Annotated in this window: 27 protein-coding genes; 9 read left to right on the top strand and 18 right to left on the bottom strand. The window is 64.9% G+C overall.

Annotation, left to right across the window (positions count from 1 at the left end; all coding sequences use genetic code 11):
- Nucleotides 1-112 precede the first annotated feature (112 nt).
- Nucleotides 113-1,543, top strand: coding sequence for an ISNCY family transposase (locus AC1GI4_RS18605; protein ID WP_066760133.1), 1,431 nt, complete (start codon nt 113-115; stop codon nt 1,541-1,543).
- Nucleotides 1,544-1,676: 133 nt separating this feature from the next.
- On the opposite strand, the gene AC1GI4_RS18600 is transcribed toward AC1GI4_RS18605, so the two are convergent.
- The 5 genes from AC1GI4_RS18600 to AC1GI4_RS18580 form a co-directional block, all read right to left on the bottom strand.
- Nucleotides 1,677-2,441, bottom strand: a complete 765-nt coding sequence (locus AC1GI4_RS18600) for a molybdopterin-dependent oxidoreductase (RefSeq protein WP_066760134.1) — start codon at nt 2,439-2,441, stop codon at nt 1,677-1,679.
- Nucleotides 2,438-3,229, bottom strand: coding sequence for a cytochrome b/b6 domain-containing protein (locus AC1GI4_RS18595; RefSeq protein ID WP_066760136.1), 792 nt, complete (start codon nt 3,227-3,229; stop codon nt 2,438-2,440). The genes AC1GI4_RS18600 and AC1GI4_RS18595 overlap by 4 nt, the downstream gene beginning before the upstream one ends.
- A 259-nt stretch (nt 3,230-3,488) precedes the next feature.
- A complete protein-coding gene (locus AC1GI4_RS18590; RefSeq protein WP_066760138.1) occupies nt 3,489-4,220 on the bottom strand; it encodes a DUF1223 domain-containing protein in 732 nt (243 codons plus the stop codon).
- A 30-nt stretch (nt 4,221-4,250) separates the two neighbouring features.
- Nucleotides 4,251-4,979: a cytochrome c biogenesis CcdA family protein gene (locus tag AC1GI4_RS18585; protein WP_066760139.1), complete on the bottom strand. Its 729-nt coding sequence runs from the start codon at nt 4,977-4,979 to the stop codon at nt 4,251-4,253.
- A gap of 7 nt (nt 4,980-4,986) precedes the next feature.
- The gene (locus tag AC1GI4_RS18580; protein ID WP_082731213.1) at nt 4,987-5,382 is read right to left on the bottom strand and encodes a thioredoxin family protein; all 396 of its coding nucleotides are present in this window, start codon (nt 5,380-5,382) and stop codon (nt 4,987-4,989) included.
- Between the two features lie 265 nt (nt 5,383-5,647).
- On the opposite strand from AC1GI4_RS18580, the gene AC1GI4_RS18575 reads away from it, so the two are divergent.
- Nucleotides 5,648-6,175, top strand: a complete 528-nt coding sequence (locus AC1GI4_RS18575) for a sigma-70 family RNA polymerase sigma factor (protein WP_066760140.1) — start codon at nt 5,648-5,650, stop codon at nt 6,173-6,175.
- A 5-nt stretch (nt 6,176-6,180) separates the two neighbouring features.
- Entirely contained in the window at nt 6,181-6,831 is a 651-nt protein-coding gene (locus AC1GI4_RS18570) for a DUF1109 domain-containing protein (protein ID WP_066760187.1), read from the top strand.
- Nucleotides 6,832-6,840: 9 nt separating this feature from the next.
- Here the strand turns inward: AC1GI4_RS18570 and AC1GI4_RS18565 are convergent, their stop codons facing one another.
- Complete coding sequence (locus AC1GI4_RS18565) at nt 6,841-7,302, bottom strand: YkgB family protein (protein WP_066760141.1); 462 nt, start codon at nt 7,300-7,302, stop codon at nt 6,841-6,843.
- 535 nt (nt 7,303-7,837) lie between these two features.
- Between AC1GI4_RS18565 and AC1GI4_RS18560 the strand changes: the two genes are divergently transcribed.
- Complete coding sequence (locus AC1GI4_RS18560) at nt 7,838-9,268, top strand: ISNCY family transposase (RefSeq protein ID WP_479630537.1); 1,431 nt, start codon at nt 7,838-7,840, stop codon at nt 9,266-9,268.
- A 64-nt stretch (nt 9,269-9,332) separates the two neighbouring features.
- Here AC1GI4_RS18560 and AC1GI4_RS18555 read toward each other — a convergent pair whose 3' ends face one another.
- From AC1GI4_RS18555 to AC1GI4_RS18540, 4 genes are all read right to left on the bottom strand, one after another.
- Entirely contained in the window at nt 9,333-9,815 is a 483-nt protein-coding gene (locus AC1GI4_RS18555) for a c-type cytochrome (RefSeq protein ID WP_170172095.1), read from the bottom strand.
- 14 nt (nt 9,816-9,829) lie between these two features.
- Nucleotides 9,830-11,065: a molybdopterin-dependent oxidoreductase gene (locus tag AC1GI4_RS18550; RefSeq protein ID WP_058734566.1), complete on the bottom strand. Its 1,236-nt coding sequence runs from the start codon at nt 11,063-11,065 to the stop codon at nt 9,830-9,832.
- An 89-nt stretch (nt 11,066-11,154) separates the two neighbouring features.
- On the bottom strand, nt 11,155-12,306 hold the full coding sequence (locus tag AC1GI4_RS18545) for a TDT family transporter (protein WP_097064886.1): 1,152 nt from the start codon (nt 12,304-12,306) through the stop codon (nt 11,155-11,157).
- Nucleotides 12,303-13,175, bottom strand: coding sequence for a LysR family transcriptional regulator (locus AC1GI4_RS18540; protein WP_058733710.1), 873 nt, complete (start codon nt 13,173-13,175; stop codon nt 12,303-12,305). The genes AC1GI4_RS18545 and AC1GI4_RS18540 overlap by 4 nt, the downstream gene beginning before the upstream one ends.
- Before the next feature lie 146 nt (nt 13,176-13,321).
- On the opposite strand from AC1GI4_RS18540, the gene AC1GI4_RS18535 reads away from it, so the two are divergent.
- Nucleotides 13,322-14,389: a molybdopterin-dependent oxidoreductase gene (locus AC1GI4_RS18535; RefSeq protein ID WP_097064887.1), complete on the top strand. Its 1,068-nt coding sequence runs from the start codon at nt 13,322-13,324 to the stop codon at nt 14,387-14,389.
- Entirely contained in the window at nt 14,386-14,898 is a 513-nt protein-coding gene (locus AC1GI4_RS18530) for an MgtC/SapB family protein (protein ID WP_058733712.1), read from the top strand. The genes AC1GI4_RS18535 and AC1GI4_RS18530 overlap by 4 nt, the downstream gene beginning before the upstream one ends.
- Nucleotides 14,899-14,949: 51 nt before the next feature.
- Here AC1GI4_RS18530 and AC1GI4_RS18525 read toward each other — a convergent pair whose 3' ends face one another.
- From AC1GI4_RS18525 to AC1GI4_RS18490, 8 genes are all read right to left on the bottom strand, one after another.
- Entirely contained in the window at nt 14,950-15,720 is a 771-nt protein-coding gene (locus AC1GI4_RS18525) for an anti-sigma factor family protein (protein ID WP_058733713.1), read from the bottom strand.
- Complete coding sequence (locus AC1GI4_RS18520; protein WP_088368483.1) at nt 15,717-16,226, bottom strand: RNA polymerase sigma factor; 510 nt, start codon at nt 16,224-16,226, stop codon at nt 15,717-15,719. The genes AC1GI4_RS18525 and AC1GI4_RS18520 overlap by 4 nt, the downstream gene beginning before the upstream one ends.
- A gap of 1 nt (nt 16,227) precedes the next feature.
- A complete protein-coding gene (locus AC1GI4_RS18515) occupies nt 16,228-17,667 on the bottom strand; it encodes a YncE family protein (RefSeq protein ID WP_088368484.1) in 1,440 nt (479 codons plus the stop codon).
- 1 nt (nt 17,668) lies between these two features.
- Nucleotides 17,669-18,034, bottom strand: a complete 366-nt coding sequence (locus AC1GI4_RS18510) for a DUF305 domain-containing protein (protein WP_206379054.1) — start codon at nt 18,032-18,034, stop codon at nt 17,669-17,671.
- Nucleotides 18,035-18,502: 468 nt separating this feature from the next.
- Entirely contained in the window at nt 18,503-19,642 is a 1,140-nt protein-coding gene (locus AC1GI4_RS18505; protein ID WP_479630535.1) for a TniQ family protein, read from the bottom strand.
- Between the two features lie 12 nt (nt 19,643-19,654).
- Nucleotides 19,655-20,578 (bottom strand): TniB family NTP-binding protein, encoded by a 924-nt coding sequence (locus AC1GI4_RS18500; RefSeq protein ID WP_170172097.1) that lies wholly within the window; start codon nt 20,576-20,578, stop codon nt 19,655-19,657.
- Nucleotides 20,575-22,254, bottom strand: coding sequence for a Mu transposase C-terminal domain-containing protein (locus AC1GI4_RS18495; RefSeq protein WP_170172098.1), 1,680 nt, complete (start codon nt 22,252-22,254; stop codon nt 20,575-20,577). The genes AC1GI4_RS18500 and AC1GI4_RS18495 overlap by 4 nt, the downstream gene beginning before the upstream one ends.
- A gap of 65 nt (nt 22,255-22,319) precedes the next feature.
- A complete protein-coding gene (locus AC1GI4_RS18490; protein ID WP_454277724.1) occupies nt 22,320-22,559 on the bottom strand; it encodes a hypothetical protein in 240 nt (79 codons plus the stop codon).
- A 231-nt stretch (nt 22,560-22,790) separates the two neighbouring features.
- Between AC1GI4_RS18490 and AC1GI4_RS18485 the strand changes: the two genes are divergently transcribed.
- The 3 genes from AC1GI4_RS18485 to AC1GI4_RS18475 are packed head-to-tail and all read left to right on the top strand — an operon-like array spanning nt 22,791 to nt 26,400.
- Complete coding sequence (locus AC1GI4_RS18485; RefSeq protein ID WP_115381690.1) at nt 22,791-23,036, top strand: AbrB/MazE/SpoVT family DNA-binding domain-containing protein; 246 nt, start codon at nt 22,791-22,793, stop codon at nt 23,034-23,036.
- A complete protein-coding gene (locus tag AC1GI4_RS18480) occupies nt 23,033-23,419 on the top strand; it encodes a type II toxin-antitoxin system VapC family toxin (RefSeq protein ID WP_064311444.1) in 387 nt (128 codons plus the stop codon). The genes AC1GI4_RS18485 and AC1GI4_RS18480 overlap by 4 nt, the downstream gene beginning before the upstream one ends.
- Nucleotides 23,419-26,400, top strand: a complete 2,982-nt coding sequence (locus tag AC1GI4_RS18475) for a TrlF family AAA-like ATPase (protein WP_170172100.1) — start codon at nt 23,419-23,421, stop codon at nt 26,398-26,400. Before AC1GI4_RS18480 ends, AC1GI4_RS18475 begins: the two co-directional genes overlap by 1 nt.
- Nucleotides 26,401-26,859 lie beyond the last annotated feature (459 nt).

Raw genomic sequence — 26,859 nt, 5'->3', positions numbered from 1 at the left:
TGTAGGCGCCAGATACAAATGACACCGTCCTGCTAGATAGAAACGGCACTGCCGGTGCTTTCAGTGGGTCGCCGGTGTCATAGCCTTCCTCGGCAACGAGGACGCGCATGGTATGACGGTGCTGACGATGAGTGCTGCTGAGATCACCCGGTTCGACACGCTGATGCGGCTCGACCGCGGCGAGATCCGGATCCCGGACGCGATGGAGCTTCTTGGCCTCCAGCGGCGGCAAATCTACCGGCTGCTCGATCGCCTTCGACAGGAAGGCGCTGCTGGACTCGTGTCGCGCAAGCGCGGACGCCCGAGCAACCGCCGCTACAGCGACGCCTTTCGCGCCGAGGTCGTCGCTCTCGTGCGGGAAAACTATGCCGACTTCGGGCCGACGCTCGCGCGCGAATACCTTGCGGAGCGGCACGGCTTGGGCCTCTCGTGTGAGACGTTGCGTCAGATCATGATGGAGGCGGGCCTTTGGAAAGACCGCGCGGCCAGGCGCCCGCGCCCCTACCAACCCCGCTATCGGCGCGACTGTCGCGGCGAACTGGTCCAGGTCGACGGCTCGAAACACTGGTGGTTCGAGGACCGCGGCCCGCAATGCACGCTGCTGGTGTTCATCGACGACGCGACGAGCGAGCTGATGCACCTCGAGATGGTCGAGAGCGAAAGCACCTTTTCCTACATGCGCGCGACGCGGACGTACCTCGAGCGGCACGGCAAGCCGGTCGCCTTCTACACGGACAAGCACAGCGCGTTCCGCAACAACACAGCCTCGGCGAACGGCGACGGGATGACCCATCTCGGGCGGGCACTGGACCGGCTGAACATCGATCTGATCTGCGCGAACTCGCCGCAAGCGAAGGGGCGCGTCGAGCGGGCCAACGCGACGCTGCAGGACCGGCTCGTCAAGGCGATGCGGCTCCACCGCATCAACACCATCGACGAAGCCAACGCCTTCCTCCCCTCCTATATGGCGCAACACAACCAGCGGTTCGCCAAGGCGCCGTTCGACCCGCGCGATCTGCACCGACCGCTGGCCATCCACGAGAACCTTGAAGCCGAGATGGTCTGGCGCGAGCAGCGCACCGTCACCGGCGCCCTCACCCTGCACTACAACAAGGCCATGTTCATCCTGGAGCCGACCCCGGTCGCTCAGGGGCTAGCGCGCAAGAAGGTGGATGTGTGCGAATACCCGGACGGCCGCCTCGAGATCCAGCACGAGGGCGAGGTCCTGCCTTATCGCGTCTTCGACAAGATGCGCCGCGTGAACCAGGCACCGGTGGTCGACAACAAGCACCTCGACGCGGCGCTGGCGCTCGCCCATGCCATCCAGCAGGTGCAGCCGCACCACGCGAAGCGCAACAACAACGAACCGGCGCGTACCGCTCAGCCCGGCGGGGTGTTCAAGGCCCCCTCGCCCGTACCACCCGGGCCGAAGCTGGACCGCCGCAAACTTGGCAATCAGCGCCTGAAGCGAGGCCCCCGCCTCTCCAACGACGAACTCGTCGCGCGCGGCTTGGGCGAGTATGTCCGCCAACAGACGGGATAACTGCATGGCGCCCCTGCCAGCGTCTCACAAAGGATGGTGAAACGGGAATGTCAGCTTTCGCTGGCGGAATGTCGGACACGTTCAACGTCCAAACCACCGCCAGCATAGAAATTTATCGTGTGATCGCGATCTCTCAGAGTCCTGCGTACCACTCATATCCTGCAGCATCCTCCCAATACCCACCCTTGCCGCCATAGATGCCGGCAAGGCTTGGGACCGCCTCGATCCGCTGGACATATTTCGCGTGTTTATAGCCGAGCTGCCGCTCTACCCTGAGACGTAACGGCGCGCCGTTCTGGACCGGAAGCAGCTGGTCGTTGATCCCCCAAGCCAGGATCGTCTGCGGATGAACGGCGTCGATCCGGTCGATCGATTCATAGTACATGGTCCCGTTGGTCTGTGGGTCGGCACAATGAAACACGATAAAACGGGCTTGCGGACTGACACCTGCGCGATCCAGCAACAGCTTTAGGGGCACACCGTGCCATTTCGCGATCGCGCTCCAGCCCTCCACGCAGTCATGACGTGTGATCTGGGTTCGGGTCGGCATCGCCCTGATCTGGTCGAGCGAAAAGGCTTGCGGGTTAGCGACAGCGCCGTCGACCACCAGCCGCCAATCGTTGAAGTTGACGGCAAGATGCCGTGCATAATCGGTTCCGCCCGGCATCCGGGTGCCATTCGCTCGAAAAACGGGCGAGCGCTGCGAAGGAGCGAACTCCTCAGCTAGCGCCGTCCGGTCCTGCAATAGCCTCTGAAAGGCATAGTTGCCCCGCTCGCCGGATGCGAGGAGCGCGCGAAATTGCTCATTTTGCCCTAGACGGTCGCAGCCTGAGAGTATCGTGCCGGCGCCGGCTGCAAGGCTGCCGACAAGAGCGCGGCGTGTGAGAATCGTTGTCATTGCGTGTCCAAGGTCCGCTTGAGCTTGGCGATATGTTTGTCGGGATCGGGTGGCACTCGGAACCAGCCGGTCAACATCGAACGGACCTCGTTGATCGGACCCGCCAGTAGCACCAAAGTCAGGTGAACGACGATGAACGCAGCTATGATACCAGCGCAAATGAAATGCAGAGAGCGGGCCGACGAGCGACCGCCCAAAAGATCGAGCGGCCAGTGCATGACTGCGTTGAATCCGGGAGACAAGCTCAGCCCGGTCAGGATCAGCAGCGGGATAACGACGAATACGATCGAAATATACGCGATCTTCTGTAGGACGTTATACCGGAGCGCTTCTTGACCAGTGGGGAATTTTAGGCGCGCATGATCCTTCACGTCTTGCCAGAGGTGGGAAGGAGCAAGTTCGCTGCGCCGTAGCGTCAGGTCACGCTGGATGTGCCGGTTGACCAGACTGATGACCAGATGAGCAAGCAGGCCAAACGCGAGAATCCAAGCGAAGAACAGATGCCAGTGGCGAGCAAGCGCCAGATTGTATGTTGAGGGGATTGTTGCCCAGCCCGGAAAGCGCGGCGGAGACCACCACGGCTGATCGAAATTCGCGCCATACTCACCCCAATAAAGGTGCGGGTGGGCGTTCGAGATCATCAACCCGCTCATTAGCAGGACGATGATCGCCACCGCATTGGTCCAATGCCAAAGCCTTGTCGGCAATCGATGCCGGTACACCAGTTCGCCGCCGTGCTCTGCACGCTCGCGGGTCTCGGTGGCTGAAGTCGATAGCGGCTCGATCATCTGCAGCCTCCTCGGTACCGCACACCATCGGCTTCGTGCCGATAGTCGCGAGGGTTTTGTAACCCGGGGCCTGCATCCGGGTGGTCTGCCCAAGCGCCGGTCCGGCGTGTCGAGCGCATGGAGTGGAAAATTCCCATCATCATAATCCCAACTTCGATCGCTGACCGGCCGGAGTTACACGGCCGATGAAATATCGTCGGCCGATGTGCAGCCTCGCTAACTCGGCCGATCCCCAGCCGCGGACGGCACCGCCAACGGCTTACAGCTTGCGCGCTGCGGTGATCGGCCCGCCCGTACCCTGCTGCACCAGAACGGCGGAGCTCAGCCCGCGGGGTGCGCTGGGCAGCGGCAACTCCGTCACCGCGCCGGACCAATTGCCCAGCTTTACCAATTCCCGCACGATATTGCGGTGGGGGAGCGTCCGCCCCCCATTCTCTCCGGCGCGGATCGGCACCTCGACCGTCCGCGGATCGTAGCGGACCAGCCAGATCGTCGATGGAACGTCTTTGCCGGCAGCCAGAGTCAGGGCTCCATTGCGCACCGATATGGCAGGACCGCCACGCGCAGGGCCGGCGCGCTGTATAGCCGCTTCGAGCTGGGCACGATTGCTGCCAACGATAGTGGGCCCGCCGTTGATGATCACCTGCGGTGTCGCCACCTGTGGGCGACCAGCGGCACGCGCATAGTCCCATTGCCGCGCGGTCCAGGCGGGGGAGCCGAAAGTGTCCTTCCAGCCGAGCCGATCCCAGTAGGTCACGGCGAAGGATAAGGCGAGCACGCCCGGCGCATCCGCAATGGCGTTCACGTTGGCGTTGGCAGGCGGGCAGGACGAGCAGCCTTGGCTTTGGAACAGTTCGACCACCACAGGCGCGGCGGGCGTCCCGACGACGAGTGGTTTGACCGGGCGGGGCTGTGCGGCAGCTCCGGCGGGCGCCTGCCCGCAGCCGGCCAGCGCTAACAGGGACAGCAGGGAGAGGATGTTGTGCGTCATGCAGAGTGCCTCGGTGGGAGAGTACGAATGTTAAAAGGCGGTCGACCATTCGGTTACCCGGTCGGGCAGATGATCGAGTAGGAAGGCTTCGAGTTGGCGATCCACCCCTGTCAGGATGAAAATGCCGACGATTAACAGCAGTCCTCCAAGCACGATCTTGCCGCGACCGCCCGCTGCCATCATCCGCCCCCGCCAGCGGGCGAGCGCGCCGCGAGCGGCAAAGGCGATGACCAGCAGCACGGTGGAGATACCTAGTCCGAAGGCCGCCATCACCAGCGCTACTTCGCCCAGATCCTTCCCTTCCGCCGCCAGCGCCACCGCCGCGCCGAGCGTGGGGCCGACACAGGGTGCCCAGACGATGCCGAGCAATGCCCCGATCAGCGCTTGACCCCACAACCCGGCGCGGTCGTCGAGTGCGCTTTGCTGTCGGCTCGCCCAGGCTGCGGCAGGCGTGGCGATCCGTGAAAGCCCGTCCTGAAGGCGAGGTATCAGCAGGACGATGCCCACCAGGCACAGGATGATCGCGCCGGCGTTCCGGACGACAAGCGTATCGATCCCGAGCGCCTGCCCGAACGCGGCGACGACGAAGCCGGTCGCGGTGAACGCCAGCACCAGTCCCGCCGCAAGTGCCACGGGCGCGAAGCGGTGACGCTGCGCCGCCGACGACAGGACGATCGGTACCAGCGGCAGCACGCACGGCGACAGGATGGTGAGCGCGCCCGCCACATAGGCGAGCGCGGGGTTCAACGCCGAGGCCATTAGAGGATCAGGCCAGCGCGCCGCGGATCACCGCGGATACCTTGGCATCGTTGGTCTCGTGAGCGATGCGGCCGGTTTCGCGCTTGCCGCGAAAGCCGATCAGGGTCGACTGCATCGTCGCGCCGAACTTCTGCCAAAGCGGCTTCTGCGTGTCATAGTCGATCCGGAAGACCTGCATGTCGCGATAGGCGGGTTCGGCGATGACACGCTCGATCGTCTTTGCCTGCTGACGGCATACCGGGCACCACGGGGCATGGACCCAGACAAGGATCGGCTTGCCCGCCTTCTGCGCTGCATCGAACGCGGCCTGATTGAACGGTTTGACGGTCGGTGCCGCATGGGCGGGCGCCGCGATCGTGATGGGCGCGGCGATGACGGCGACGGACAGAAACATGGAACGCATCGGTGACCTCCCTTGATGGTTCCTGTCACTACGGGACAACCAGGAAGCCGGTTACACGGCACATGAATGAAAAGATGCCGTTGTAACCAAACGCCGCGCTCCCGCGTAGTCCGTGCACCGGCGCGTTGGAGGGTAGGACTGCATGGACGACGAACAGGTGCCGGTGACGAACGCTGGTCGTTCCGGACTATGCTTGGACGCTATGCCCCTTGATCATTCGCAATATCCCGCTCGATACTGATCGACGCGGCGTTGCGGGGTGTAGATGGGGCAAAGCGAAGATCAGCTCAAGGCATTGATGATCGGGGGGCTGGATGGCGACGCTGCCGCTCACGCTGCGCTACTGCGCGCGCTCGTCCCGCTGCTGGAACGTTTTTATCGCCGGCGGCTCGCCGGCAGCAACGAAGTGGATGACCTGGTGCAGGAAACCTTGATCGCCGTGCATGGCCGCCGGGCGACCTGGGATCGCGGCCGCCCCTTCACGGCGTGGCTCTATGCCATCGCACGCTATCGCATGATCGATCACCTGCGCCGACAGCGCCGGCACATCCCGATCGAGGACGTGGAGGCAATGCTGGTGACGGAGGGTTTCGAAGCATCCGCGAATGCCCGGATCGATGTCGCCCGTCTGCTGGGCACGCTGCCGCCCAAGCAGTCGCGAGCCATTCGGGACACGCATATCGACGGACAAAGCATCGCGGAGGCCGCTACCCGAGCCGGGATCGGGGAGTCCGACGTCAAGATTTCCGTGCATCGCGGCCTTCGTGCGCTCGCCGCCCGGCTGAAAGGGTGACGGCAATGAGCACTGAGAGCACCGAACAGTTGATCCGACAGCTCAGCCGCGACGTAGCGCGTGTGCCGCCTAACGCCGTCGCGCGGCGCATCGCCATCGGGATCGCGACCGGATGCGTCCTTGCGGCTCTCTACATGGGCGCCACGATCGGCGTTCGCCCCGATCTGGATGCGGCGATGCAAGGATCGTCCTTCTGGATCAAGGCCGCCTACACCCTGTCGATCGCGATGGTGGCGATGTCCACGGCGGTGAAGCTGGCTCGTCCGGACGCGAGCGTCCCGCGCGGCCTATGGCTGCTGGCGGTGCCGGCGCTCCTCCTGGCAGGCGTCGGGGTGGTCGAACTCGCCTCGACGCCCTCTGGCGACTGGCTGGCGATGTGGCTGGGCCAAAGCTGGCGGAGCTGTCCGTGGCACGTCCTGACCCTGTCGATCCCGATCTTCGCCGGATTGCTGTGGTCGTTCCGGCGTCTCGCGCCGACACACTTCAGGGCCGCCGGTGCTGCAGCGGGACTGAGCGCCGGGGGATGGGCGGCGACGATCTACTGCCTTCACTGCCCCGAGGTATCGGCCATCTTCGTGCTTACCTGGTACACACTAGGAATTGCCCTCGCCGCCAGCGTAGGAGCGCTGATGGGTCCAAGGCTCCTGCGCTGGTGACCGCGTGCGTCAGTCGCCGCGCGGCATTCGGCGTTGTCCGTCGACCGCGAGTGCGTAACAGGCTGCCAGCAGCACGGCGTCCTTCATCAGGAACTGGCCGGTCGACCCGAGAAACGGAGCGCCGTATCCCGCCTGCCAGAACGCGGGCGCACCCAATGAGAAGCTGAGCGTGACGCAAAAGGTGAATACGCCCATCGCACCGCCGGCGAGGCTTGCGAACGGATAGCGAGCGCCGAGCGCGATCATTGCTCCTGTCAGCAACTCGATAGTACCGATGACGTTGCTTGCGCCACGCTCGCCCCAGATCGGATACATCCAGCTAAAGAGCGGATAGTGGCTTGCGATCTTTGCCACGCCCTCGGCCTCATATGCCGCGAACTTGGCGATGCCGAATAATGCGAAAACGATGACGATCGACCATCGCAACGCAGCGATGGTGGTGGCGTCGTTCGGAACGTAGCTAGTCGTCATAAATCTCCCCTTTGGGAGCGCTTACGAAGCGGGACGGAGATGGGTTACAACGCCTCCCCAGCCAAGGCTCGCCCCCGACATTCCCGATTGGGAAGGTCGATCGAGATCCTGGGCCGCAAACCGGCTACGCCTCGCGGCTCCGGGGCTGATTTTCCCGAAATATGTTCCCGATTGTATTTTCCCGGAATGCGGCATCGGACATGGAGTTTCGGGAAAGGTCAGCCGCGTGAAAACCAGGGTAACCAAGCCCGCTGCTGGCGCAGCGGGTCCGGGGTCAGGAGCCGTGAGGTAATGGCATCAGCGGGGGCAGCGCTGCGCTGTTTGGATGGCTCCACGCTGCCCCCGCTGCTACCAGACGGTGTCATTTCTATCTGGTGACGATTATGTCTTCTCTAAATCGCGGGAACAGAGATTTTTGTTTAGTGTAGGCGCCAGATACAAATGACACCACTCCGCTAGATAGAAACGGCACTGCCGGTGCTGTCAGCGCGTCGCCGGTGTCATAGCCTTCCTCGGCAACGAGGACGCGCATGGTATGACGGTGCTGACGATGAGTGCTGCAGAGATTACCCGGTTCGACACGCTGATGCGGCTCGACCGCGGCGAGATCCGGATGGTGGACGCGATGGAGCTGCTGGGCCTCCAACGGCGGCAAATCTACCGGCTGCTCTACCGCCTTCGACAGGAAGGCGCTGCGGGCCTCGTGTCGCGCAAGCGCGGGCGGCCAAGCAACCGGCGCTACAGTGATGCCTTCCGCGCCCAGGTGGTCGCGCTGGTGCGAGAAAACTATGCCGACTTCGGGCCGACGCTCGCGCGCGAGTACCTTGCCGAGCGCCATGGCCTTGGCCTGTCGTGCGAGACGCTGCGGCAGATCATGATGGAAGCCGGCCTTTGGAAGGACCGTGCCGCCAGGCGCCCTCGCCCGTATCAGCCCCGCTACCGGCGCGACTGTCGCGGCGAACTGGTCCAGGTCGACGGCTCGAGACACTGGTGGTTCGAGGACCGCGGCCCGCAATGCACGCTGCTGGTGTTCATCGACGACGCCACGAGCGAGCTGATGCACCTCGAGATGGTCGAGAGCGAAAGCACCTTCTCCTACATGCGCGCGACGCGGACGTACCTCGAGCGGCACGGCAAGCCGGTCGCCTTCTACACGGACAAGCACAGTGCGTTCCGCAACAACACGGCCTCGGCGAATGGCGACGGGATGACCCATCTCGGACGCGCGCTCGACCGGCTGAACATCGACCTGATCTGCGCGAACTCACCGCAGGCGAAGGGGCGTGTAGAGCGGGCCAACGCGACGCTGCAGGACCGGCTCGTAAAGGCCATGCGGCTTCATCGCATCAACACCATCGACCAAGCCAGCGCCTTCCTCCCCTCCTATATGGCGCAGCACAATCAGCGGTTCGCCAAGGCGCCCTTCGATCCGCGCGATCTGCATCGGCCGCTCGCCATCCACGAGAACCTCGAAGCCGAGATGGTCTGGCGCGAGCAGCGCACCGTCACCGGCGCCCTCACCCTGCACTACAACAAGGCGATGTTCATCCTGGAGCCGACCCCGGTCGCACAGGGGCTTGCGCGCAAGAAGGTCGACGTGTGCGAGTACCCGGACGGACGGCTTGAGATCCAGCACGAGGGTGAGGCCCTGCCCTATCGGATCTTCGACAAGATGCGCCGGGTGAACCAGGCGCCGGTAGTCGACAACAAGCACCTCGACGCTGCCTTGGCGCTCGCCCACGCCATTCAGCAGGTGCAGCCGCACCACGCGAGGCGCAACAACAAGGAACCGGCGCGTACCGCTCAGCCCGGCGGGGTGTTCAAGGCCCCCTCGCCCGTACTACCCGGGCCGAAGCTGGACCGCCGCAAACTCGGCAATCAGCGCCTGAAGCGAGGCCCTCGCCTCTCCAACGACGAACTCGTCGCGCGCGGCCTCGGCGAGTATGTCCGCCAGCAAACAGGATGACCCGGAGCTACGCCTGCCAGCGTCTCAAAAACGATGGTATTTCGGGATTATGGAAGTAGATCGGTTAGCCGGTTCCACCTGAGACATCAGGAGCCACTTTGGGGTCCGGGTCCTGCGCCTTGCCGATCGCGGGTGCCACCTTCTGGCTCGGCATAGCGGTGAGATAAGCAACGATCGCATCGACGTCCTTCTCGGCCACTGGCGCCTTATACACCTCACGCATCTTGGTGACGGTCGCCTTCCACTGATCCGCCGATAGCGCAGGCTGGGTCAGCGCCATGCTGGCTGAGTGGCACGAGGTGCAATTGGCATTGATGACGTCGGCGTGCGGACCGTCGGGGTAGGTCGCGTCGTCGGCCGGCAGGTCGACGCTGGTCGAGGCAAGCGAGAAGCCGCGCGCTGACACGCTGGCGGCCGGTGCCGGCTCAGACATCTCGGAGATCGGAACGGGCGCCTTGCGGCTGCTCGGCGCGCCGATCGAGACGAGGATGATGCCGGTCAGGCCGATCAGGCCAGCAGCCATCACGCCGGGAGACGGAGTCTTCATGATTTGCTCGCTCCTCAGGCCGCGATGATGGTGGTGGTTTCAATGTTGCCGCGCATGAACCCGCCGGGATTCCAGATCGGCTTCATCGGCTGAGCGACACCGTTGGTGTTCCAGCAGCGCACCATGATGGGGTTAGGCCCGCGTCTCAGCGGCACCCGCCCGTCCCAGCGCCGGAAGCTGTACCTGCCCTCGTCCGCTCCGAGCGTCGTCCTGTACCAGGTGCGGCCACCGTCCGACGACACATCGACCTTGGCGACGCCGCAATCGCCGCCCATTGCGATGCCGCCGACCGGGATCGACGCTTCATAGGCGATCGCCTGACCATCGGGCAGGCTGGTCATCCAGCTACGCGGGATCATGCGATTGATCGGTACGGTCGGGAAGTCCTTGGCACCGGGGGCGACATTCGCGCCGGGTGTCGCGGGGATCTTGTAGGCCTTGGCCATCCAATACTGGTCGTCAGGGCCGGGCAGTACCTCGATCGCGTTCAGCATCTTGACCCAATAGGTCGAGTACCAGCCCGGCACGATCAGCCGGCAGGGAAAGCCGTTGAGGAGCGGCAGTTGCTCGCCGTTCATGCCGAAGGCGATCATGACCTCGCCGTCGCGGGCATGGTCGATGTCGAGTGCCTTCTCGAAGTCAGGAGCGCCCGCCACGACCGGCTGATCGAGAGCGCCGAAGCGCACCTGCACCGCGCCTGCCTTGACCCCGGCGAGGTCGAGCACGTCGCGCAGGCGAACGCCGAGCCACTTGGCGTTGCCCATCGCGCCATTGCCCCATTGCGCGCCGGCGACGCGCGGCTGGAATAGCCCGCGACTGTTGCCCGAGCACTGATTGACCGCCGCCATTTCGACCCGTGGAAGGCGCAGCAGCTGAGCGAGGCTGATCGACAGCGGCCGGTTGACGTGGCCGAAGACGTTGAGGCGGAAAGTCTCGACATCGATCGAGGTCGGGATATCGGCCCAGTGCCAGCGGACGAAGAACTGGTCGTTGGGCGTGAACACCGACTTGTCGAACACGTCCATCGGCGTTTCCAGCAAAGGCGGATGGACACGCTGGAGGATCATGCTGCCCTTGCCGGGAAAGGCGCTGGTCATCGGCCGTTCGGCATTGCCGCCAGGCAGCTTCAGGTCGACGAGCTGCTGTGCCAGCGCAGGTGCTGCGGCAAGGCCGGCGCTGCCGAGCGCGGCATGCCTAAGAAAGCGGCGACGGCTGGTCTCACTCGCCAGCCCGGCGTCGAAATTGTCCATGACAAGGCTCTCCTGTGGCCAGCCACGCTGGCGGATCGAAGGGGCGTTCTGCAAGTGATCGAACCGACTGATCCGATCACCACGGCGGATCAGTTCGGGGTGGCGATGCAGGGCGAGACGAACAGGTTGCCCCGCCATGCGCCAGCCAGCGTCTTGGCACCGACCAGCAGCCACATCGCCGCAAGCGCGACTGTCAGCACCGTGCCAGCTATGCCGAAGAAGCCGAGGTTCAGCGTCGTGCCGAGGCGGAAGGTGGCGACGGTGTAGACGCCGAGCGGAAAGGTATAGCCCCACCAGCCCAGGTTGAACGGCACACCAGCGCGCCAGTAGCGGATGGTGATAAGCGTCGCGAGCGCCAGCCACCACAGGCCGAAACCCCACAGGCAGAGCCCGGCGACAACGCCGATCCCCTGCGCGACGGTGCCGACGCCGGCTAGCCCGTGCGCGGTGAGGATCGCCGGCGCATCCGCGCCGAGCACCAGCATGCCCAGAGCACCCGTGCCGATCGGCCCCAGCGCCAGCCAGGAGGATGCCGCCATGCTTTCATGCGGCAACTTGTGGAGTGCCATGCGCAGGATGAGGATGGCGAGGATGCCAAACGCGACCGGCACTGAATAGGCCCACAGCACATAGGAGGTCGCAAGCGTGACTAGCTGCGCGTGGGGATCGGCCAGATGCGGCGCGAGCAGCCCGCCGCTGGCACCCGCCACTTCGGCAGCGACGACCGGCAGCAGCCATACCGCGGTCATGCCGTCCAGGCTATGCTCGTGGCGGGTGAACATCAGGTACGGGATCAGCACGCCGCAGGCGAGCGACATGGCGACGTCGATCCACCACAAGACCTGCGCGACCGGTACGATGCCATTCCCGAACCGCGCGATGCCGAAGGCGAGGCAGCCGTTGATGATTGTCGCCAGCCCCATCGGGATGGTCCCGATGAACATTGACACGGTGTTGTGCCCGAAGATGCGCCGCGCCTCATGCCCGAACATCACCCAGCGCGCGCCATAGAGGCCGGCGAACAGCGCGAAGAGTGCGATGTTGAAGAACCACAACACCTCGCCGAATGGCTTCAGCGAGGGTCCAATGCCGGGTACCTGCGGCAGTGCGAGCGCGAGGATGCCCGTGCCCATCGTCGCGGCGAACCAGTTGGGCGTGAACTGGCGGATCATCTCGCGGGGGTGATCGAGCCGGCTGAGCGGCTTGAGGCCGCTCAGAACGGAGTGCGTGTCGGCAGTCATGCGACCTGCTCCTTGATGAGGTCCGTCAGCGCGTCGGCCGCGCGGGTGCGATAGCGTTCCTTGTGGCGCAGCGCGTGAAAGGCGCGGTCGGGCAGCCCGAGCGGCAGCTCGACAAGGTCACCGGCCTTGAGCGCACGAGCTACGACCAATCGCGACAAGACGGCAACGCCGGCACCGGCCTCGACCGCGGTACGCACCGCCTCGTTGGACGGCAGCGTCATCGCTATCGTCAGCTGGGCCGGATCAAACCCGCGCGTTCGCAGCACGTCCTCGAAGGTCGAGCGCGTACCGGATCCCAGCTCACGGACGATCCAGCGTTCAGTGCGCAGCCAGGCCTCGTCGACACGTTCGGCGTCCTCGCGGCCGACCAGCACCATCGGATCACGCCCGACAGTCCAGTGGGCGAGTGCCGGTTCGTCCACCTCGCCCTCGACAAAGCCGAGTTCCGCCGCGCCGCTCAGGACCTGCGCTGCCGCACCTTCGGTGTTGTCGATCGCGAGCTCAACCGCGATCTGCGGGTGGCGTTCGTGGAAGGCGGCGAGCTTTGCCGGCAACCAGTAGCTCGCGATCGTCTGGCTGGCGACGATCCGCAATGAACCACGGGCAAGCCCGGCATAGTCCGCCAGCATCGTCTCGGCATGCGCTGCCCGCCCCAGCACCGCGCGCGCTTCCTCCAGAAAGCCGCGGCCTGCTTCGGTCAGCTGGATGCCACGCCCGACGCGGTGAAACAGAGGAACCCCGTAGCGCGCTTCGAGGGCAGCAATCGCGCCGGAGGCAGCAGACTGCGTGACGTTCAGCACCTCCGCTGCCTTGGTGACGTGTTCGCGCTCCGCGACACCGACGAATATTCTGAGCTGCTCCAGGGTCATGCAGCTTATATCGCGCAATCTGATCGATACGACCAACCGTTTGATCTGCTCATTCCAATCTGGATATCGGAACGATCGGCAGCCTTTCGTCTGTGATGGTCTTGAAGACTTGAAGCGATCCGCGCGCTTGCGGCGTTTGTTCGTCCATGACCGATATGATCGAGCGCAAATCCGATCCCTACAACGCCGAGCCGACGCCCAGTGCGTTGATCGAGCGGTTCCTGACGCCGCAGGCGCTGTTCTACGTGCGCAGCCACGGGCCAGTGCCGGATCTGCCCGCCAATCATCGGATCGAGGTGAGCGGGACGGGCATGGCGAGCCGCTCTTTCTCGGTAGAGGAACTGAAAGCTACGTTTTCCACGCACTCGGTGACAGCCGTGCTCCAATGCGCGGGTAACCGGCGCACGGACCTCCAGCAGGTCGGCAAGACGTCGGGCGATCCTTGGGATGTCGGCGCGATTGGCAATGCGGAGTGGACCGGCGTACGCCTGGCCGATGTGCTCGATGCAGTTGGCGCGCCTGATGCGTCCAACCTGTTCGTGGCGTTCACCGGCGCCGACGAGGTGGACGTGGAGGGCGAAGAAGCCTTGTTCGGGGTCTCGATCGCCATGGACAAGGCGCGGCAACCCGACGTCCTCATTGCCTGGGCGATGAACGGCGAGCCGCTGACGCCCGAACATGGCGCCCCGCTCCGCATGGTGGTGCCGGGCTATGCAGGCGTGCGCAGCGCCAAATGGCTGACACGGATCGAGGTGCGAGACACGCCTTCCGACGCACCGATCCAGGCGCACGACTACAAGCTGTTTCCCGCCGATGTGACGAGCGACACCGTCGACTGGAGCCAGGGTCTGACGATCAACGCCATGCCGCTCAACGCCGCGATCTGCGTGCCCGGCTCTGGCGAAAGCCTGCCGGCCGGGGAGGTGCGGATCGAGGGCTATGCCATCGCCTATGATCGCCGCGTCTCTCGGGTCGAAGTGTCGGTAAACGGTGGTCGCGAGTGGCAACAGGCGACGTTCGCCGATGATCCGGAGACGCACTGGGGTTGGCGGCGCTGGACCCTCGACGCCACGCTTGCCAAAGGTCGCCAGCACCTTGTCGTGCGCGCCTTCGACGGGGCTGGACAGGGACAGCCCGAACGGCCGGACACGATGTGGAACTTCGCCGGATATCTGTGCACCGCCTGGCATCACGTCCACGTGCTGGTCGAATGATCGAAGCGTCAGCGGCATCGGACATCGGCTTCTGGATCGATGCGATCGGGCGGCTGGTGGTGGCGACCGCGGCCGGGATGGTGCTCGGCTGGGAACGCTCGCGCGAGAACCGGCAGATCATGGGCTTGCGAACGCTGGGTCTGGTCGGTCTGGCGAGCTGCATCGCCGTGCAGGCGGTCGTGCATAGTGGCCTGCCAAATGTAAACGCCGACGCCGCAGGGCGGGCGATGCAGGGCATTCTGACAGGCGTCGGTTTCATCGGTGCCGGCGCGGTGCTGCGGGTCGGCCAGGGTCAGGAAGTGCATGGATTGGCGACCGCCGCGTGCATCTGGGTGACGGCCACGATCGGCGCGGCAGCGGGGTTGGCAGTGTGGCCGCTCATCATCGGCGGGGTGAGCCTTGCAATGCTCGTCCTGTTCGTCGGTGCGCCGCTGGAACGCCGCATCCGCGAGCGGGCTCGCCGGACGCCGGCCGAGGCCGACAGGAAGGACGTCGAGCGCAAGCCGTGATCCCGCTGGATCGCCCGGTGCCTGTCGGCGTCGGGAAGCGGCAAGGTGCAATCAGGACACCAGCGCCGCATCGGCCTGGCGCCGGACCTCGTCGGCGATCGGATGCAACTCGGCCGCGGGTCGCTCGCCCACCACACTATAGCCGATCCCATCAACCGCCCATGTGACCCGGCCCATGGTCCCGCTGGACGTGCTGGTCATGCTCGCGGTCTTGTCGATCTGCATAGGCCTCGTCAGCACCGCGAGTTTCGACGCTTGCGGTCCGTCGTAGAGGAGCAGTGCCGCAGGGCCGTGAGGCGTCGCGACCAATCGCCCCCCGCCATAGCGATAGCCGGCTGTGCTGAGGTCCGGGATGGTGACGCGCTCACCCAGTCGGGCGGAGGTCCACCGGATCAGCATGGCGCGCTGGTCGGGGCCGATTTCCGCCGGTCGTATCCGGTCGGCGGCATAGACACGGAAATTGTCACTCGCCTCGTTGGCCAGCGCCGCGATGCCCGCGCGGGGTTCACCGCTCCACCGCGCGCTCGACCAGCCCCCGCCAAACCCCAACGCCAGCAGAAGTGACGCGGCAATGGCGAGTTGCCAACGCGGTTGCCTTTGCCGTCCCCTGATCGCTGCCACGCGCATCGTCGCCGGAATGGGTTCGTCCGCGATCGTGGTGAACAGGGATGCAAGGGCTCGCGCCTGCTCCGCCTGCTCCCGCAAACGGGCATGCAGATCCGGCTGGCCTTTAAGGTAGGCGTCAACCAGGCGCTGCCGCTCGGGCGACAACCTGCCATCGATCCATGCGGCCAGATCGTCCTCGCCGATCGGGCTGGTCATTGCACGCTCCTCAATCGCGGCCGTTCACCCTCCCGGAGGAGTGTCGCCAGACGGTCGCGCCCCCGCGATATGCGCGACATCACCGTGCCCAGCGGCACGCCGACGACGGCAGCGACCTCCGCATAGGGCAGACCCTCGACCGATACGAGGAGCAGCACCGTTCGCTGCTCTTCAGGCAACGCATCAAGCGCGCGCAGCAGGTCGCGGTGGTGCAGGCCTGTGTCCTGATCGGCCGGACGGCCGAGCGCGGCGTCATCCACGAGGTGGAGCGGAACCGCCGTGCCTCGCCGGCTACGCTGCCGCTGATGGTCGACCAACAGATTGTGCAGGATCGCGTAGACCCATGGGCGAACCTCCACCCCGCGCCGCTGTCGCCATCGCCCGACCGCGCGCTCGAGGCAATCCTGCACCACGTCGTCCGCCATCGCCCGATCGCGCAGCCACGACCGGGCATAGCGGCGCAGGCCGGGGATCAGGGGTTCGATCGCGGCGGCAAGAGGGTCCATTTCAGTCGCGCTGCACCTGCACGATGCGTCCAGGCGCGCCGTTCACCACCTCCGCCACCGCCAGAAAGCGGCGGGGCGTCGCGGTGCTGCCCTGAACGATCTGCCGGATCGGACCCGATGCGTTGACGATCGCCGCACCTGCCGGGTTGCTCATGAAGTTCGCAAGCGGCTCTACCGCACCACTGCCGTCCGCATTGGCGGTCAGCACGAGCATGTAAGGCTTTTTGGGCTGCAAACCGGTAACGGCACTTTGCACGACCTGAATGATGCCCTGGTCGAAGAGGGTGATGCTGCTTGCTGTACCTTTGCCGCCGATCGGCCCCATGGTCAGATGCAACGCCTTGCCGGCCGTGCCGAGCGGCTGGAGATTGTCGGTGCCGGGGCCTGTCGGAACTGCGTTCGACACATAGGCGATCGCCTGCGGTGCCTGTCCGACCGGCACGGTGGCAACGACCGTGTTGCCAGCGGTGTCGATCGCGGCGAGCTCATCGGCATTCTCCAGCCCGACGTAGATGCGCCGGCCGTCGCCCGATGGCCAGACACCGTGCGGCATCTTGCCGACCGGGATGGTGGCGACGGGCGCGAAGTCGGATGTGCGGAACACCTTCACCGCATTCTCTCCGCCGACCGTCACATAGGCGAACTGCCCCTTGGCCGTGCGGGCGAAGTTGACATGGTTGGTGATCGGCCCGGTATCCAGCACCTTCAGGATCGCGAAGGGTGGTCTCGCATCGAATGCGACCGTCTTGCCGATGTCCTTCAGCGTGAACCACACCTGCTTGCCGTCCGGCGTCGCGGCAATATTGGGACAGAACGGGCTTGGCTGTGCCACCTGTCCGACCTGCGCGTGGGTCGCGACATCGAACACGGCCAGCACCGGATTGAACGACGAACAGACATAGCCGTACCGGCCATCGGGAGAGAAGATCGTCATGCCCGGACCACCGGGCGTCTTGATGCGCCCCGTCTCCTTGTACGTCGTAGGGTCGAGCACGGCGATATAGTCCTCGCCGCGTACCGTAACCCACACCTCCTTGCCGTTTGGCGTGAAGAACGCCTCGTGCGGACTGCGCCCGACATAGGTCGTGTGCTTGACGGTGTTGGTGGCGGTGTCGATCCACGACACGGCGTTCGATCCGATCGACACGACTGCCAAGGTCTTCCCGTCCGGCGAGAAGCCGAGGCCGTGGACCAGCACCTGTCCCTTGTAGAGCGGCGAAAAGTTCATCGGCTGGGGATCGCCCAGCTTGATGACGCCGAGCAGCCGGTTGTCGGCCGGGTCCGTCACCGACACCGTGTTGGAGAATTGTTCGGACGCATAGACGCGGTCGCGGTGGCTGACGGGTACGTCCCTGGCGTTCCATGGCGCCTGCTGGGCCATGGCGATCCCCGGTGCGGCGCTCATCAGCAAGGCGGCCGAGCGCAGGATGGTCCGGATCATGTCAGTGCTCCATATGGCTGTGGTGGTCGCCGCCCTGCGTCGGGGCTGGCGTCGAAGGGGGTAGCGGCTGACCGATCGCCAGCTTCATGGCGGCGATCTCCTGCTGCTGATCAATGATGATCTCCTGCGCGATGCGCTTGAGCTGCTCGTTGTGGCCGTAGCGAAGCTCCGCCACCGCCATATCGATGGCACCCTGATGATGCGGAAGCATCATCGTGACGAAGTCGCGGTCGACGTCGCCGGACGGCTTGACCATCATGCCCGCCATCATCCGGTCCATCGCGGCAGCCACCATGCTGGCGTAACCACCGGCAGGGGCGGCCGCGACTGCGCCTGTGAGCAGGGCCGAAGCAGTCAGACCGAGCATCCAATATCGTCTACGCATAAGCCTCCGGCGCATCAGTCCTGAAAGCATAGACGACGCTCGTCCGGGTTTATTCCATGGGTGAGCCGGTTATCAGCCTTCCCGATTGGGAAGGTCAATCGAGATCCTGGGCCGCAAACCGGCTACGCCTCGCGGATCGGGGGCTGATTTTCCCGAAATATGCTCCCGATTGCCTTTTCCCGAAATGCGGCATCGGAGACGGAGTTTCGGGAAAGCTCGAGCGCTCGAAAACTGGCGTGACCGAGCCCGCTGCTGGCGCAGCGGGTCCGGGGTCAGGAGCCGAGAGGTGATCGCATCAGCGGGGGCAGCGCTGCGCTGTTTGGATGGCTCCACGCTGCCCCCGCTGCTACCAAGGGGTGTCATTTCTATCTGGCGCAGGATGTGCCTTTTCTAACTAGCGGCAACAGAGATTTTTGTTTAGTCTGAAGGCGTTGTCGGTCCTCCCGGCGTTTAGCCGATCAACGATACACGTTCGCTTTCTCGGTGATCAAGCTCTGCCCGCCAAGCACGAAACTGAGACAGAATGTCTTCGGCGTCCATGCCGGTCCGCGAGTGATGCGCCTCCACGCGGACGCGCAGCGGCATCGGCCAGTCGATGCTGTTGCGGATCAGCGTGGCCTGCACCCATTTAGGCGTGCTGTTCAGCAGCCATTCCAGCGATAGCCAGTCATGAACTGGTCGCGAACCCGACATAAGGCGGCTAATCTGCTCGTTGGAGAGCAACGCGATGACGGCACACGCCACATGGGCGCGCTGAAGCGGGTGAAGCTCTTGGAATGGCCGCTCCTCCCATGTCCTGGGCTCGTGGTCAGGCATGTTCGGGACCAGCGGGCTGTTGAAGAAGTTCGTCCGGCTGCTTCGGAACATGTCGGGTGCCAGCAGCGCCTGTGAGAGGTCGCGCAGCACGGTGAGGAACTGACGCGCAGCTACCCGTCCCACGCCGGGCAGGCATGCCGGGCGGCCAAGTAGCGCTCGGCGGAACTCGCCGTCGAACGCGATCAGGTGATCCATCGCCTCGGATGTCTGCTCCGGCGGGCTGTCGGTGGCCGGCCTCGGCCCGTTCCAGATGTTCGCCCTGAGCGGGACACCACAGTCGGAGCAGACAAGCTCAATCCGGCCGAGCCAGGCAAAGCGAGGCGCGTGATAGGGTCGGCAGTGGCGGCAGAAATCCTGTCGCCAGCTACGATGCCGATGACAAAAGATGAGCGGCAGCGCCGTCTCCGCGTCCAGATAGGCTTGGCCATCCGCATGTCCCTCCGCGAGGCACAGGTGACACCAGGCGAGATCGATATCGCCCCGAGCCCGTCCCGTTCCGTCGGTGCTCGGCAGCCAGTTCTGGGCCAGCTTGGGCCAGCGACGCTTGAGACCAAGGCTCATGATCACGTCGGTGTCGATCCGGAGGCGGCTGGCCGCGGCACTTGCCTCGGCGCGGTTCCATCGTACGTCCGGCCGCGCGCCAGTTTGCCGAATGCCCGGGCACAGAATTTGCCGTAGTTCGCTGGCTGTCACGTCGTAGCAGGCGGCCGTTCGCGCAAGCCAGGACGATAACAGCTCGTAGGGACGAGGACGGGGCGCGATCGGCAGCGCCACCGCAGTCATGGCTCAAGCAGCTGCCTTCTCTCGCCCGCGGCCACGGCGCTGGGCCAGTGCCTTCATGCTGACGGAAGGGAGTACGAGGTCGTCCGCGTCGAGATCTCCTGTCTCGATCCGCTCGGCGCCGTTCTCGATTGCCCGCACCGCCAGCGTTTCGACGAGCCGGAAGATGCGGCCGGTGTTCCCATCGCTAAGGTCGAGGATGGCGGTGCGGCACCGCTCCTCCTCCAACTGAGATCGCTTACGCAAGGGCAGGATCGCGGCAAACGTGACCATCAGCAGCCGAAATGGCTCATCGTTCTGCCACCGGACGAGCTCGACGGCGTCGAACCGCTCGGCGAGCGCAGCATCCGTGAGCAGCGCCGCGCGCGCCTCATGGTTGCCGGTGCAGACGATGGGGATCTGTAGGTCGTTGGCCAGATAGCGAAGGGTGTTAAGGAAGACGCGCTGCTGCCGTGGCGTGCAGGCCAGCATATGGTTGATCTCATCCAGGATGAGCATCCGAGCCCCCACCTGCCCCATGATCCGGCGGGTGAGCTGCCGAGCTCGCTGGACGTCGCCGCGCCCCGCAAAGCCGGCGCCGAGCTTCTCGAGAACCTCCCCGTAGAACTCGCCATCGGTCGGCTGTGGCGGCAGCTGAACGGCCACGACCGGGATCGTCGCCGTTTCCGTTGTGTCGTTGAACCCTCGCGGGTTTCCTGCCTCGAAACGCTCGACAATGCGGGACTTCCCCATCCCTGTCTGGCCGTAGATCAGGAGGCACGGCATGCGCGTACGCGGCGGATAGCGTAGCATCGTATCCAGGGTCGTGCGCACGTTCTCCGCCTTCGGGAAGCCGAGCCATCGATCCATGCGGATCCAGGCGATCCGCTCGTTGTCGGCCCACATCGCGCGCTCGCGGTAGTCCTCGGCAAGGTGCGAAAGATCGCTCATCTGGGCATCTCCTCGACGAGGTACGGTAGCGCCTGCCGATCACCGCTCTTACGCTTTCTCGAGGCCGGCAGAGCTGTGAGTCTGTCCTCCTGAATGGTGGGCTTGCCCCTGCTTCTGGCGCGCCGTGCATCGGCCAGGGCCGCCCTGGTCTTCTGGAGCGCGAGACGTGCTGCCTTCGTCTTGTGAGCGGCTTCCGCCACGATCAGCCGCTGCGTCTCCACCGCCTGAAAGATCAGCGTCTCGTCGACCGCTTGCTGACCGCGCTCGCGCAGGGTGCGAACTGCCTCCTTCTGTTCCCAGCGGGTGATCGCCGGCCGCCGGAGGTCACGATAGGGCACCTCGAGGTGCTCGCCATGCGGGAGCTCAAGCCAGATGCGAGAAACGTCACGCGGATCCCATCGGATCGGCATCGTCTGCCCGGGTCGTGTGTACCAGCAGGACAGCGCGTCATCCCAATAATGCGTATGGAAGAGCTCGATGCCGTGCGGGGTCACCGCGCGTAGTTCGCAAGGCAGGAAGTCGAAGAGAAAGCTGGCGCGATCAACCGGCAGCCGCATCAGCTCCGGCCGCCGACCCATGGCTTCGGCCCAGGCGAGTGCGGGCGGAACACCAATGCCACGGTGCCGCTCTGCATGATACGGCCCAATAATCTGCGCGGCGAGCCAGACTTCCAGCTCGCCCAGCGTCATGCACCCCTCGGCTTCGGAGTCATAGTCGCCACGCTCCGCCACGTTGGAGAACGTCGTGCCGGGCAGAAGATGGACGGCGCCCATCACCGTCCCGATCAGCCGCTCGATATGGCCCCCGAAGTGCGGACGCCGAACCGGACGATACTCCAGCGAGATCGAGTGGGCACGGCAGCCCCGTTTCAGAGCATCGGAGCGGTGCTCGCGCGCATTGTCGAGGTGTAGCCGATCCATGAGACCCTGATTGTCCCAAGGTGCCTCCATGCCGCGCTCGGCCAACCAGTCGGCCTTGGGGAGAGCGGCTTGACGCATGCACATTCCAACCGACACGGCCGAGGGTGCGAGCATGTCGAGGTGGAACCCCGGTATCGTGCGGCTCGCGATATCGACCATCAGCGTGAGCCACGGCCGACCGATGGGCTTGCGATACAGATCGTCGACGACGATCACATCGACCAGCGTGTGGTCCGATTGAACGAGCTCCAGCGCATAGCTGGCCTCCAATACACCGCGTGTCGGCTCCCATTTGTCAGCAGCGGCCTTGGCGCCTTGCCTGCGCGCCGTGACGGTCTGGGGAGGCAGTCTGTCCAATCGCGCTTGGATTGCTTTGGTGCTGGGCACCCTCAGCCCGATCTTCTGCCCCTCATGTCGGAGCCAGCGGCGGAGCGCCTGCACACTTGGTTTCTCGAGGGTGAGGTAACACTCCGCGATGCCTCGGGCGATCAGCTGCTCGGCCGCAGATGAGAGCCGCTGCTCTCCCCTCTCCCGCCCTCGCGGGCGCGGCAACAGCGAGGCGGCGACGGGCGACGCCCGATAAAGCTGGAGAAGCTCGTGAAAACGGGCGCGACCCAGCCCAAGCTGACCCAGCGCCTCGGCGGCTGCGCTGCCCGGAATGCGAGCCAGCGCAGCAAGTGGGCGGATGATCTTCTCGCGGCGGTGCGCTTCTGCCCAATCAGCGTCGCTCGCCGTCTTCAGGTCCGCGGTTCGCATGGCACGACGCCTCGGCTGATCCAGCTTGGCGAGCGTCCGCTCTTTTGAGGAGAATGTCCACCATTTCAGGAGCCGACGGGTGCCAGGCGACGGTCGTGATGTGCGTCCATCGTTTCAGGACAACTGACAGCAGCGTAAGCTCGGTGCGTGTTGGCGGCGCGGGCGGCGCGCGCATAGGCGTCGGCGCGCTCGGTCTCGAGGTCGACGATCCCGGGAAGCGTCGGCGTTAGTCGCAGCACGAGGTTGGTCGCGACCGGCACCAGCTCGGCCGGCTCGACGACGACGAGCGCGCGCGAGGTTGGCAACGGTTCGGAGTCGGTCGAGTCTTGCACGAGGCGGGCCAGTTCGGAAACGAGTTGCCGGTTTTCGGAAACTTCTTTCCGCGAAACTGCCTCCTCCTCGGTCTGCTGTCCAGTGTCCGATAAGGCAGTTTATCGGACAAAGGCCGTCTTGGCTTAAGGCGGGGCTCTTGCCTCATCGGGCAGAACACGCCACACTAGAACCCGTCCGCCACAACAAGGCAAAGAGGGTTTGCGATGACATTACAGGTCACAGTGACGGCCAGTGGTCGTATGAGCCTTCCGGCTGACATCCGAAAACGCTTAGGGCTTGCTCAAGGCGGCGCGGTATATGTCGACGAGACGGACGACGGGATTGTGCTCCGCACTGCAGCACAGGCCGTGGCGCGCGCTCAGGCGCTCGCCAAACAATTCACCGGCGGCAACCCCGAGGCGTCGGTCGACGCCTTCCTTGCCCGCCGACGCGACGAAAGCGGCGAATGAGCGTCGTCTTCGATGCGTCTGCCCTCATCGCCATGCTCAAAGGCGAGCGCGGCGCGGCGAAGGTGGCCGGTGCCATCGCCGACGCGCGGGTGAGCAGCGTGAACTATGCCGAGGTTGTCAGCCACTTTATCCATGCCGGCATGCCTGCCCGCGAGGTCGACGCAATGCTCGATCCGTTGCCGATGAGTGTGGTGCCGGTCGATAAGAGTCTCGCTCAGCTTGCCGGCCGGCTTCGTGCCGTCACAGCCGAAGCGGGGCTGAGCCTGGGCGACCGGGTCTGTCTCGCGTTGGCGCAGCGCGACGGTCTGCCCGCCTGGACCAGCGATCTCGACTGGAAGAAGGTCGCCGACGCTGCCGGCGTCAAGGTCGTGGCGATCCGGTGATGCCTGATCCCAACGCAGGCGCGTCATTGACGATCGGCGCGCAATGGCATCGCTGGGACCCGCACGTTCACGCGCCCGGCACCAAGCTGAACGACCAGTTCGGCGGCGCCACCTCATGGGACGACTATCTCGGTCGACTCGAGCAGGCGCAGCCAACGCTGCGCGCGATCGGCGTGACCGACTATTACAGCCTGGACTGCTATGAACGCCTCCGCGCGGATAAGAGCGCCGGGCGGCTTCCTGACTGCGCCCTGCTGTTTCCGAACATCGAGATGCGCCTTGGGATCGGCACGGTCCGGAACGCCTTCGTCAATGTGCATCTTCTGGTCAGCCCTGAAACCTACGATCATGTCAGCCAGATCAAACGCCTGCTCACCCGCCTGACCTTCCGTGCCCATGGCGAGACGTTCGCCTGCACGCCTGAGGAGCTGGCGGCGCTGGGACGCCGCAGCGACCCCGAGATCCGGGACACGGTAACGGCGCTCTCGGAAGGGTCACGGCAATTCAAGGTCTCGCTCGACCAGCTGCGCGACGCCTATGCGAACAGCGACTGGGCGCAGGAGAACGTGCTGATCGCGGTCGCCGGCGGCAGCACCGATGGCGCTTCGGGCGTGCGCGACGCAGCCGATCGGACGCTTCGCCAGGAGATCGAGGCGTTTGCGCACATCATCTTCGCAAGCACACCGTCGCAGCGGGACTATTGGCTGGGTTACAAGTCGTCGACCGCGGACATTATCGGCCGCTACGGCGCGCTGAAGCCCTGCCTCCACGGCAGCGACGCGCACAGCCTGGAGAAGGTGGCGGCTCCCGACCTCAACCGCTACTCGTGGATAAAGGGAGCACCACACTTCGACGCCTTGCGCCAGGCGCAGATCGAGCCAGCCGGCCGGGCGTGGATCGGGGACGCACCGCCTGCGATCGCAAGCTTTTCTCAAGTATTGTCGACCGTCGATCTGGTCGATGCGCCATGGGCGGTGACGCCCCGAATCCCGCTAAACCCCGGACTTGTCGCCATCATCGGTGCGCGTGGCTCCGGAAAGACCGCACTCGCCGACGCGATCGCGCACGGGTGCGACGCAACCGAGGATCCACCCAATGCCATATCGTTCCTGGCGCGCGCTTCCGAGCTGCTCGCCGGCAACAGCGTCCGCCTGACCTGGGGTGACGGCACGACCGACACGCGGCCACTCGACGGCAGCTATGATCCCGACGCCTCGGATTATCCGAAAGCCCGTTACCTGTCTCAGCAATTTGTCGACGGCCTGTGCTCGGCCGACGGCATGACCGACGCTTTGCTCGCCGAGGTCGAGCGTGTCGTGTTCGATGCCCACGACGCGACCAGCCGTGATGGCGCAGTAGATTTCCAGGATCTCCTGGAAGCCCGGGTCAGCCGCCACCGTCTCGCACGAGAACGTGAGGAAGAGGCGCTGATCTCGCTGTCCGACCGCATCGGCAGCGAGATCGAGAAGACCAAAGGCGTGGCTGCCTTGGCCAAGCAGGTCGAGGACAAACGCCAGACGGTCGCCCGGTACACCGCCGATCGTGCGCGGCTCGTGTCGAAGGGGACGGAAGAAAGAGCCGAGCGTCTGGCGGAAGTCGCAACGGCTGCGGAGAAGGCGGCAGGCAATGTGCGATGGTTCACCAACCGCGAGGCGGCGCTGCTCGTCCTGCGCGACGAAGTGGCCGACCTGCGGACCAACCGCGCACCGGCCACGCTGCGCGCCACGAAGGAGCGTCATAAGGCCAGTCGGATCAAGGAGCCGGATTGGGCACCATTCCTGCTGGACTATGAAGGCGACGTCGATGCTCTCATCACGGCCGAGGTGGCGAGCGCCCGTTCCGGCGCCGCGGGCTGGCGTGGAAAGCCGGTGGCCGTACCCGCGGACATGACCGTCCCGTTAATCGCCGCCGACGCCGACCTGTCGAAGCAGACGCAAGCCTTGCTCGACGCCGAAGTCGCACGGCTCACAAAGCTGGTGGCGCTCGACACCGACACCCAAAAGCGCTTCACCGCCCTGACACAGAAGATCGCGGCCGAGAACATCGAGCTCGGCATGCTGTCTGATCGCCTGGCGGACTATCAGGCCGCCAAGGATCGTATCCCACCGCTGCTGCAAGACCGGGAAAGCGGCTATGCGCGGGTCTTCGACTTCATCCTCGCCGAAGAGCAAGTCCTGCGGGATCTATATGCACCAATCCGGCAGAGGCTGGAGGCCGAGAAAGGCACACTCGGCAAACTGTCATTTAGCGTGCGCCGGTCGGTCGATGTGGAACGCTGGGCCACGGCTGGGGAGAAGCTGCTCGACCTTCGCCATACCGGGAAGTTTCAGGGCCGCGGCTCCGTGGCGGAGCGAGCCGAGCGTGGCTTGGAGTCGGCGTGGCGCACCGGCAACGCGGCAGCGGTGACAGCGGCCATGGCCTCGTTCCGTGACGACAACCAGGACGAGCTGCTGGAGGCTGCGCGTGTGCCGAAGGGCAACCCCGTCGACTACCGGGCGTGGCTCAAGCGGTTCGCGCAGTGGCTCTATAGCACCGATCACATCCAGGTTCGCTACAGTGTCGATTATGACGGCACCGACATCCGGAGCCTGTCCCCCGGCACGCGCGGGATCGTGCTGCTCCTGCTCTATCTCGCGCTCGACACGGAAGACGATCGCCCGCTGATCATCGACCAACCCGAAGAGAACCTTGATCCCAAGTCCATCTTTGACGAGCTCGTCGGGCTGTTCATTGCTGCCAAGGCCAAGCGCCAGGTGATCATGGTCACGCACAATGCCAACCTCGTCGTCAACACGGACGCAGATCAGATCATCATTGCGGAAGCCGGGCCACGTGAGGCGGGCGGCCTGCCGGAGATCAGCTACATGGCGGGCGGCTTGGAGGACGCGGCCATTCGAGAACGCGTCTGCGAGATCTTGGAAGGCGGCGAGCACGCCTTCCGCGAACGAGCACGGCGGCTTCGCGTCCGCTTCCGGCGTTGACCTAACATGGCGTCGATGAAGTCGCGCTTCCTGCAGCTTGTCGACCTTCCGCCGTTCCATCCCGATCTTAAGTTCTCGAAAAGGTGCTGAGCATCAGTTGGAACAGCTGAAGCCTGATGGGGTCAGCCGTTTCGCGTCTCCGCAAGGAGCTCGTCAAGCTCGCTGAAATGATCCCAATCGGCACCCATTATTACGCGCAATCTAGTGAACCATTCGCGCGTCACGGACCGACCGTCCTGAACCTCATCTCTACAATAAGCATTGTAGATGCAACATGCGGCGTAAAGCGCCTGCTTGTCAGCCTCATAGGCGCTTGACCGTTCACCATGGCGCTTTCGAGTGCCTATGCTCCCCACATAGGCTAAACGCGACTCCATCATCTGCCCTGCTCGCGCGAAAAGCTGGTCGAGAGTTGCCCGTGCTCCCTCGGGAAGCTGATCGAATGCAGCCAAGTGCCTA

The organism is Sphingomonas sp. 77B (assembly GCF_056497825.1).
The sequence above is the reverse complement of the archived record's forward strand: the minus strand, read 5'-3'. Positions and strand labels throughout refer to the sequence as shown.

Excerpts from the sequence above, each read along its gene's own strand:
- AC1GI4_RS18480 (WP_064311444.1), top strand. The coding sequence starts at position 23,033 with ATGAGCGTCGTCTTCGATGCGTCTGCCCTCATCGCCATGCTCAAAGGC.
- AC1GI4_RS18540 (WP_058733710.1), bottom strand. The coding sequence starts at position 13,175 with ATGACCCTGGAGCAGCTCAGAATATTCGTCGGTGTCGCGGAGCGCGAA.
- AC1GI4_RS18510 (WP_206379054.1), bottom strand. The coding sequence starts at position 18,034 with ATGCTCGGTCTGACTGCTTCGGCCCTGCTCACAGGCGCAGTCGCGGCC.
- AC1GI4_RS18565 (WP_066760141.1), bottom strand. The coding sequence starts at position 7,302 with ATGACGACTAGCTACGTTCCGAACGACGCCACCACCATCGCTGCGTTG.
- AC1GI4_RS18495 (WP_170172098.1), bottom strand. The coding sequence starts at position 22,254 with ATGCGAACCGCGGACCTGAAGACGGCGAGCGACGCTGATTGGGCAGAA.
- AC1GI4_RS18585 (WP_066760139.1), bottom strand. The coding sequence starts at position 4,979 with ATGGCCTCGGCGTTGAACCCCGCGCTCGCCTATGTGGCGGGCGCGCTC.
- AC1GI4_RS18500 (WP_170172097.1), bottom strand. The coding sequence starts at position 20,578 with ATGAGCGATCTTTCGCACCTTGCCGAGGACTACCGCGAGCGCGCGATG.
- AC1GI4_RS18580 (WP_082731213.1), bottom strand. The coding sequence starts at position 5,382 with ATGCGTTCCATGTTTCTGTCCGTCGCCGTCATCGCCGCGCCCATCACG.
- AC1GI4_RS18475 (WP_170172100.1), top strand. The coding sequence starts at position 23,419 with ATGCCTGATCCCAACGCAGGCGCGTCATTGACGATCGGCGCGCAATGG.
- AC1GI4_RS18545 (WP_097064886.1), bottom strand. The coding sequence starts at position 12,306 with ATGACTGCCGACACGCACTCCGTTCTGAGCGGCCTCAAGCCGCTCAGC.
- AC1GI4_RS18560 (WP_479630537.1), top strand. The coding sequence starts at position 7,838 with ATGACGGTGCTGACGATGAGTGCTGCAGAGATTACCCGGTTCGACACG.
- AC1GI4_RS18600 (WP_066760134.1), bottom strand. The coding sequence starts at position 2,441 with ATGACAACGATTCTCACACGCCGCGCTCTTGTCGGCAGCCTTGCAGCC.
- AC1GI4_RS18520 (WP_088368483.1), bottom strand. The coding sequence starts at position 16,226 with ATGGACCCTCTTGCCGCCGCGATCGAACCCCTGATCCCCGGCCTGCGC.
- AC1GI4_RS18530 (WP_058733712.1), top strand. The coding sequence starts at position 14,386 with ATGATCGAAGCGTCAGCGGCATCGGACATCGGCTTCTGGATCGATGCG.
- AC1GI4_RS18555 (WP_170172095.1), bottom strand. The coding sequence starts at position 9,815 with ATGAAGACTCCGTCTCCCGGCGTGATGGCTGCTGGCCTGATCGGCCTG.
- AC1GI4_RS18550 (WP_058734566.1), bottom strand. The coding sequence starts at position 11,065 with ATGGACAATTTCGACGCCGGGCTGGCGAGTGAGACCAGCCGTCGCCGC.
- AC1GI4_RS18485 (WP_115381690.1), top strand. The coding sequence starts at position 22,791 with ATGACATTACAGGTCACAGTGACGGCCAGTGGTCGTATGAGCCTTCCG.
- AC1GI4_RS18590 (WP_066760138.1), bottom strand. The coding sequence starts at position 4,220 with ATGACGCACAACATCCTCTCCCTGCTGTCCCTGTTAGCGCTGGCCGGC.
- AC1GI4_RS18535 (WP_097064887.1), top strand. The coding sequence starts at position 13,322 with ATGACCGATATGATCGAGCGCAAATCCGATCCCTACAACGCCGAGCCG.
- AC1GI4_RS18595 (WP_066760136.1), bottom strand. The coding sequence starts at position 3,229 with ATGATCGAGCCGCTATCGACTTCAGCCACCGAGACCCGCGAGCGTGCA.
- AC1GI4_RS18605 (WP_066760133.1), top strand. The coding sequence starts at position 113 with ATGACGGTGCTGACGATGAGTGCTGCTGAGATCACCCGGTTCGACACG.
- AC1GI4_RS18575 (WP_066760140.1), top strand. The coding sequence starts at position 5,648 with ATGGGGCAAAGCGAAGATCAGCTCAAGGCATTGATGATCGGGGGGCTG.
- AC1GI4_RS18515 (WP_088368484.1), bottom strand. The coding sequence starts at position 17,667 with ATGATCCGGACCATCCTGCGCTCGGCCGCCTTGCTGATGAGCGCCGCA.
- AC1GI4_RS18570 (WP_066760187.1), top strand. The coding sequence starts at position 6,181 with ATGAGCACTGAGAGCACCGAACAGTTGATCCGACAGCTCAGCCGCGAC.
- AC1GI4_RS18525 (WP_058733713.1), bottom strand. The coding sequence starts at position 15,720 with ATGACCAGCCCGATCGGCGAGGACGATCTGGCCGCATGGATCGATGGC.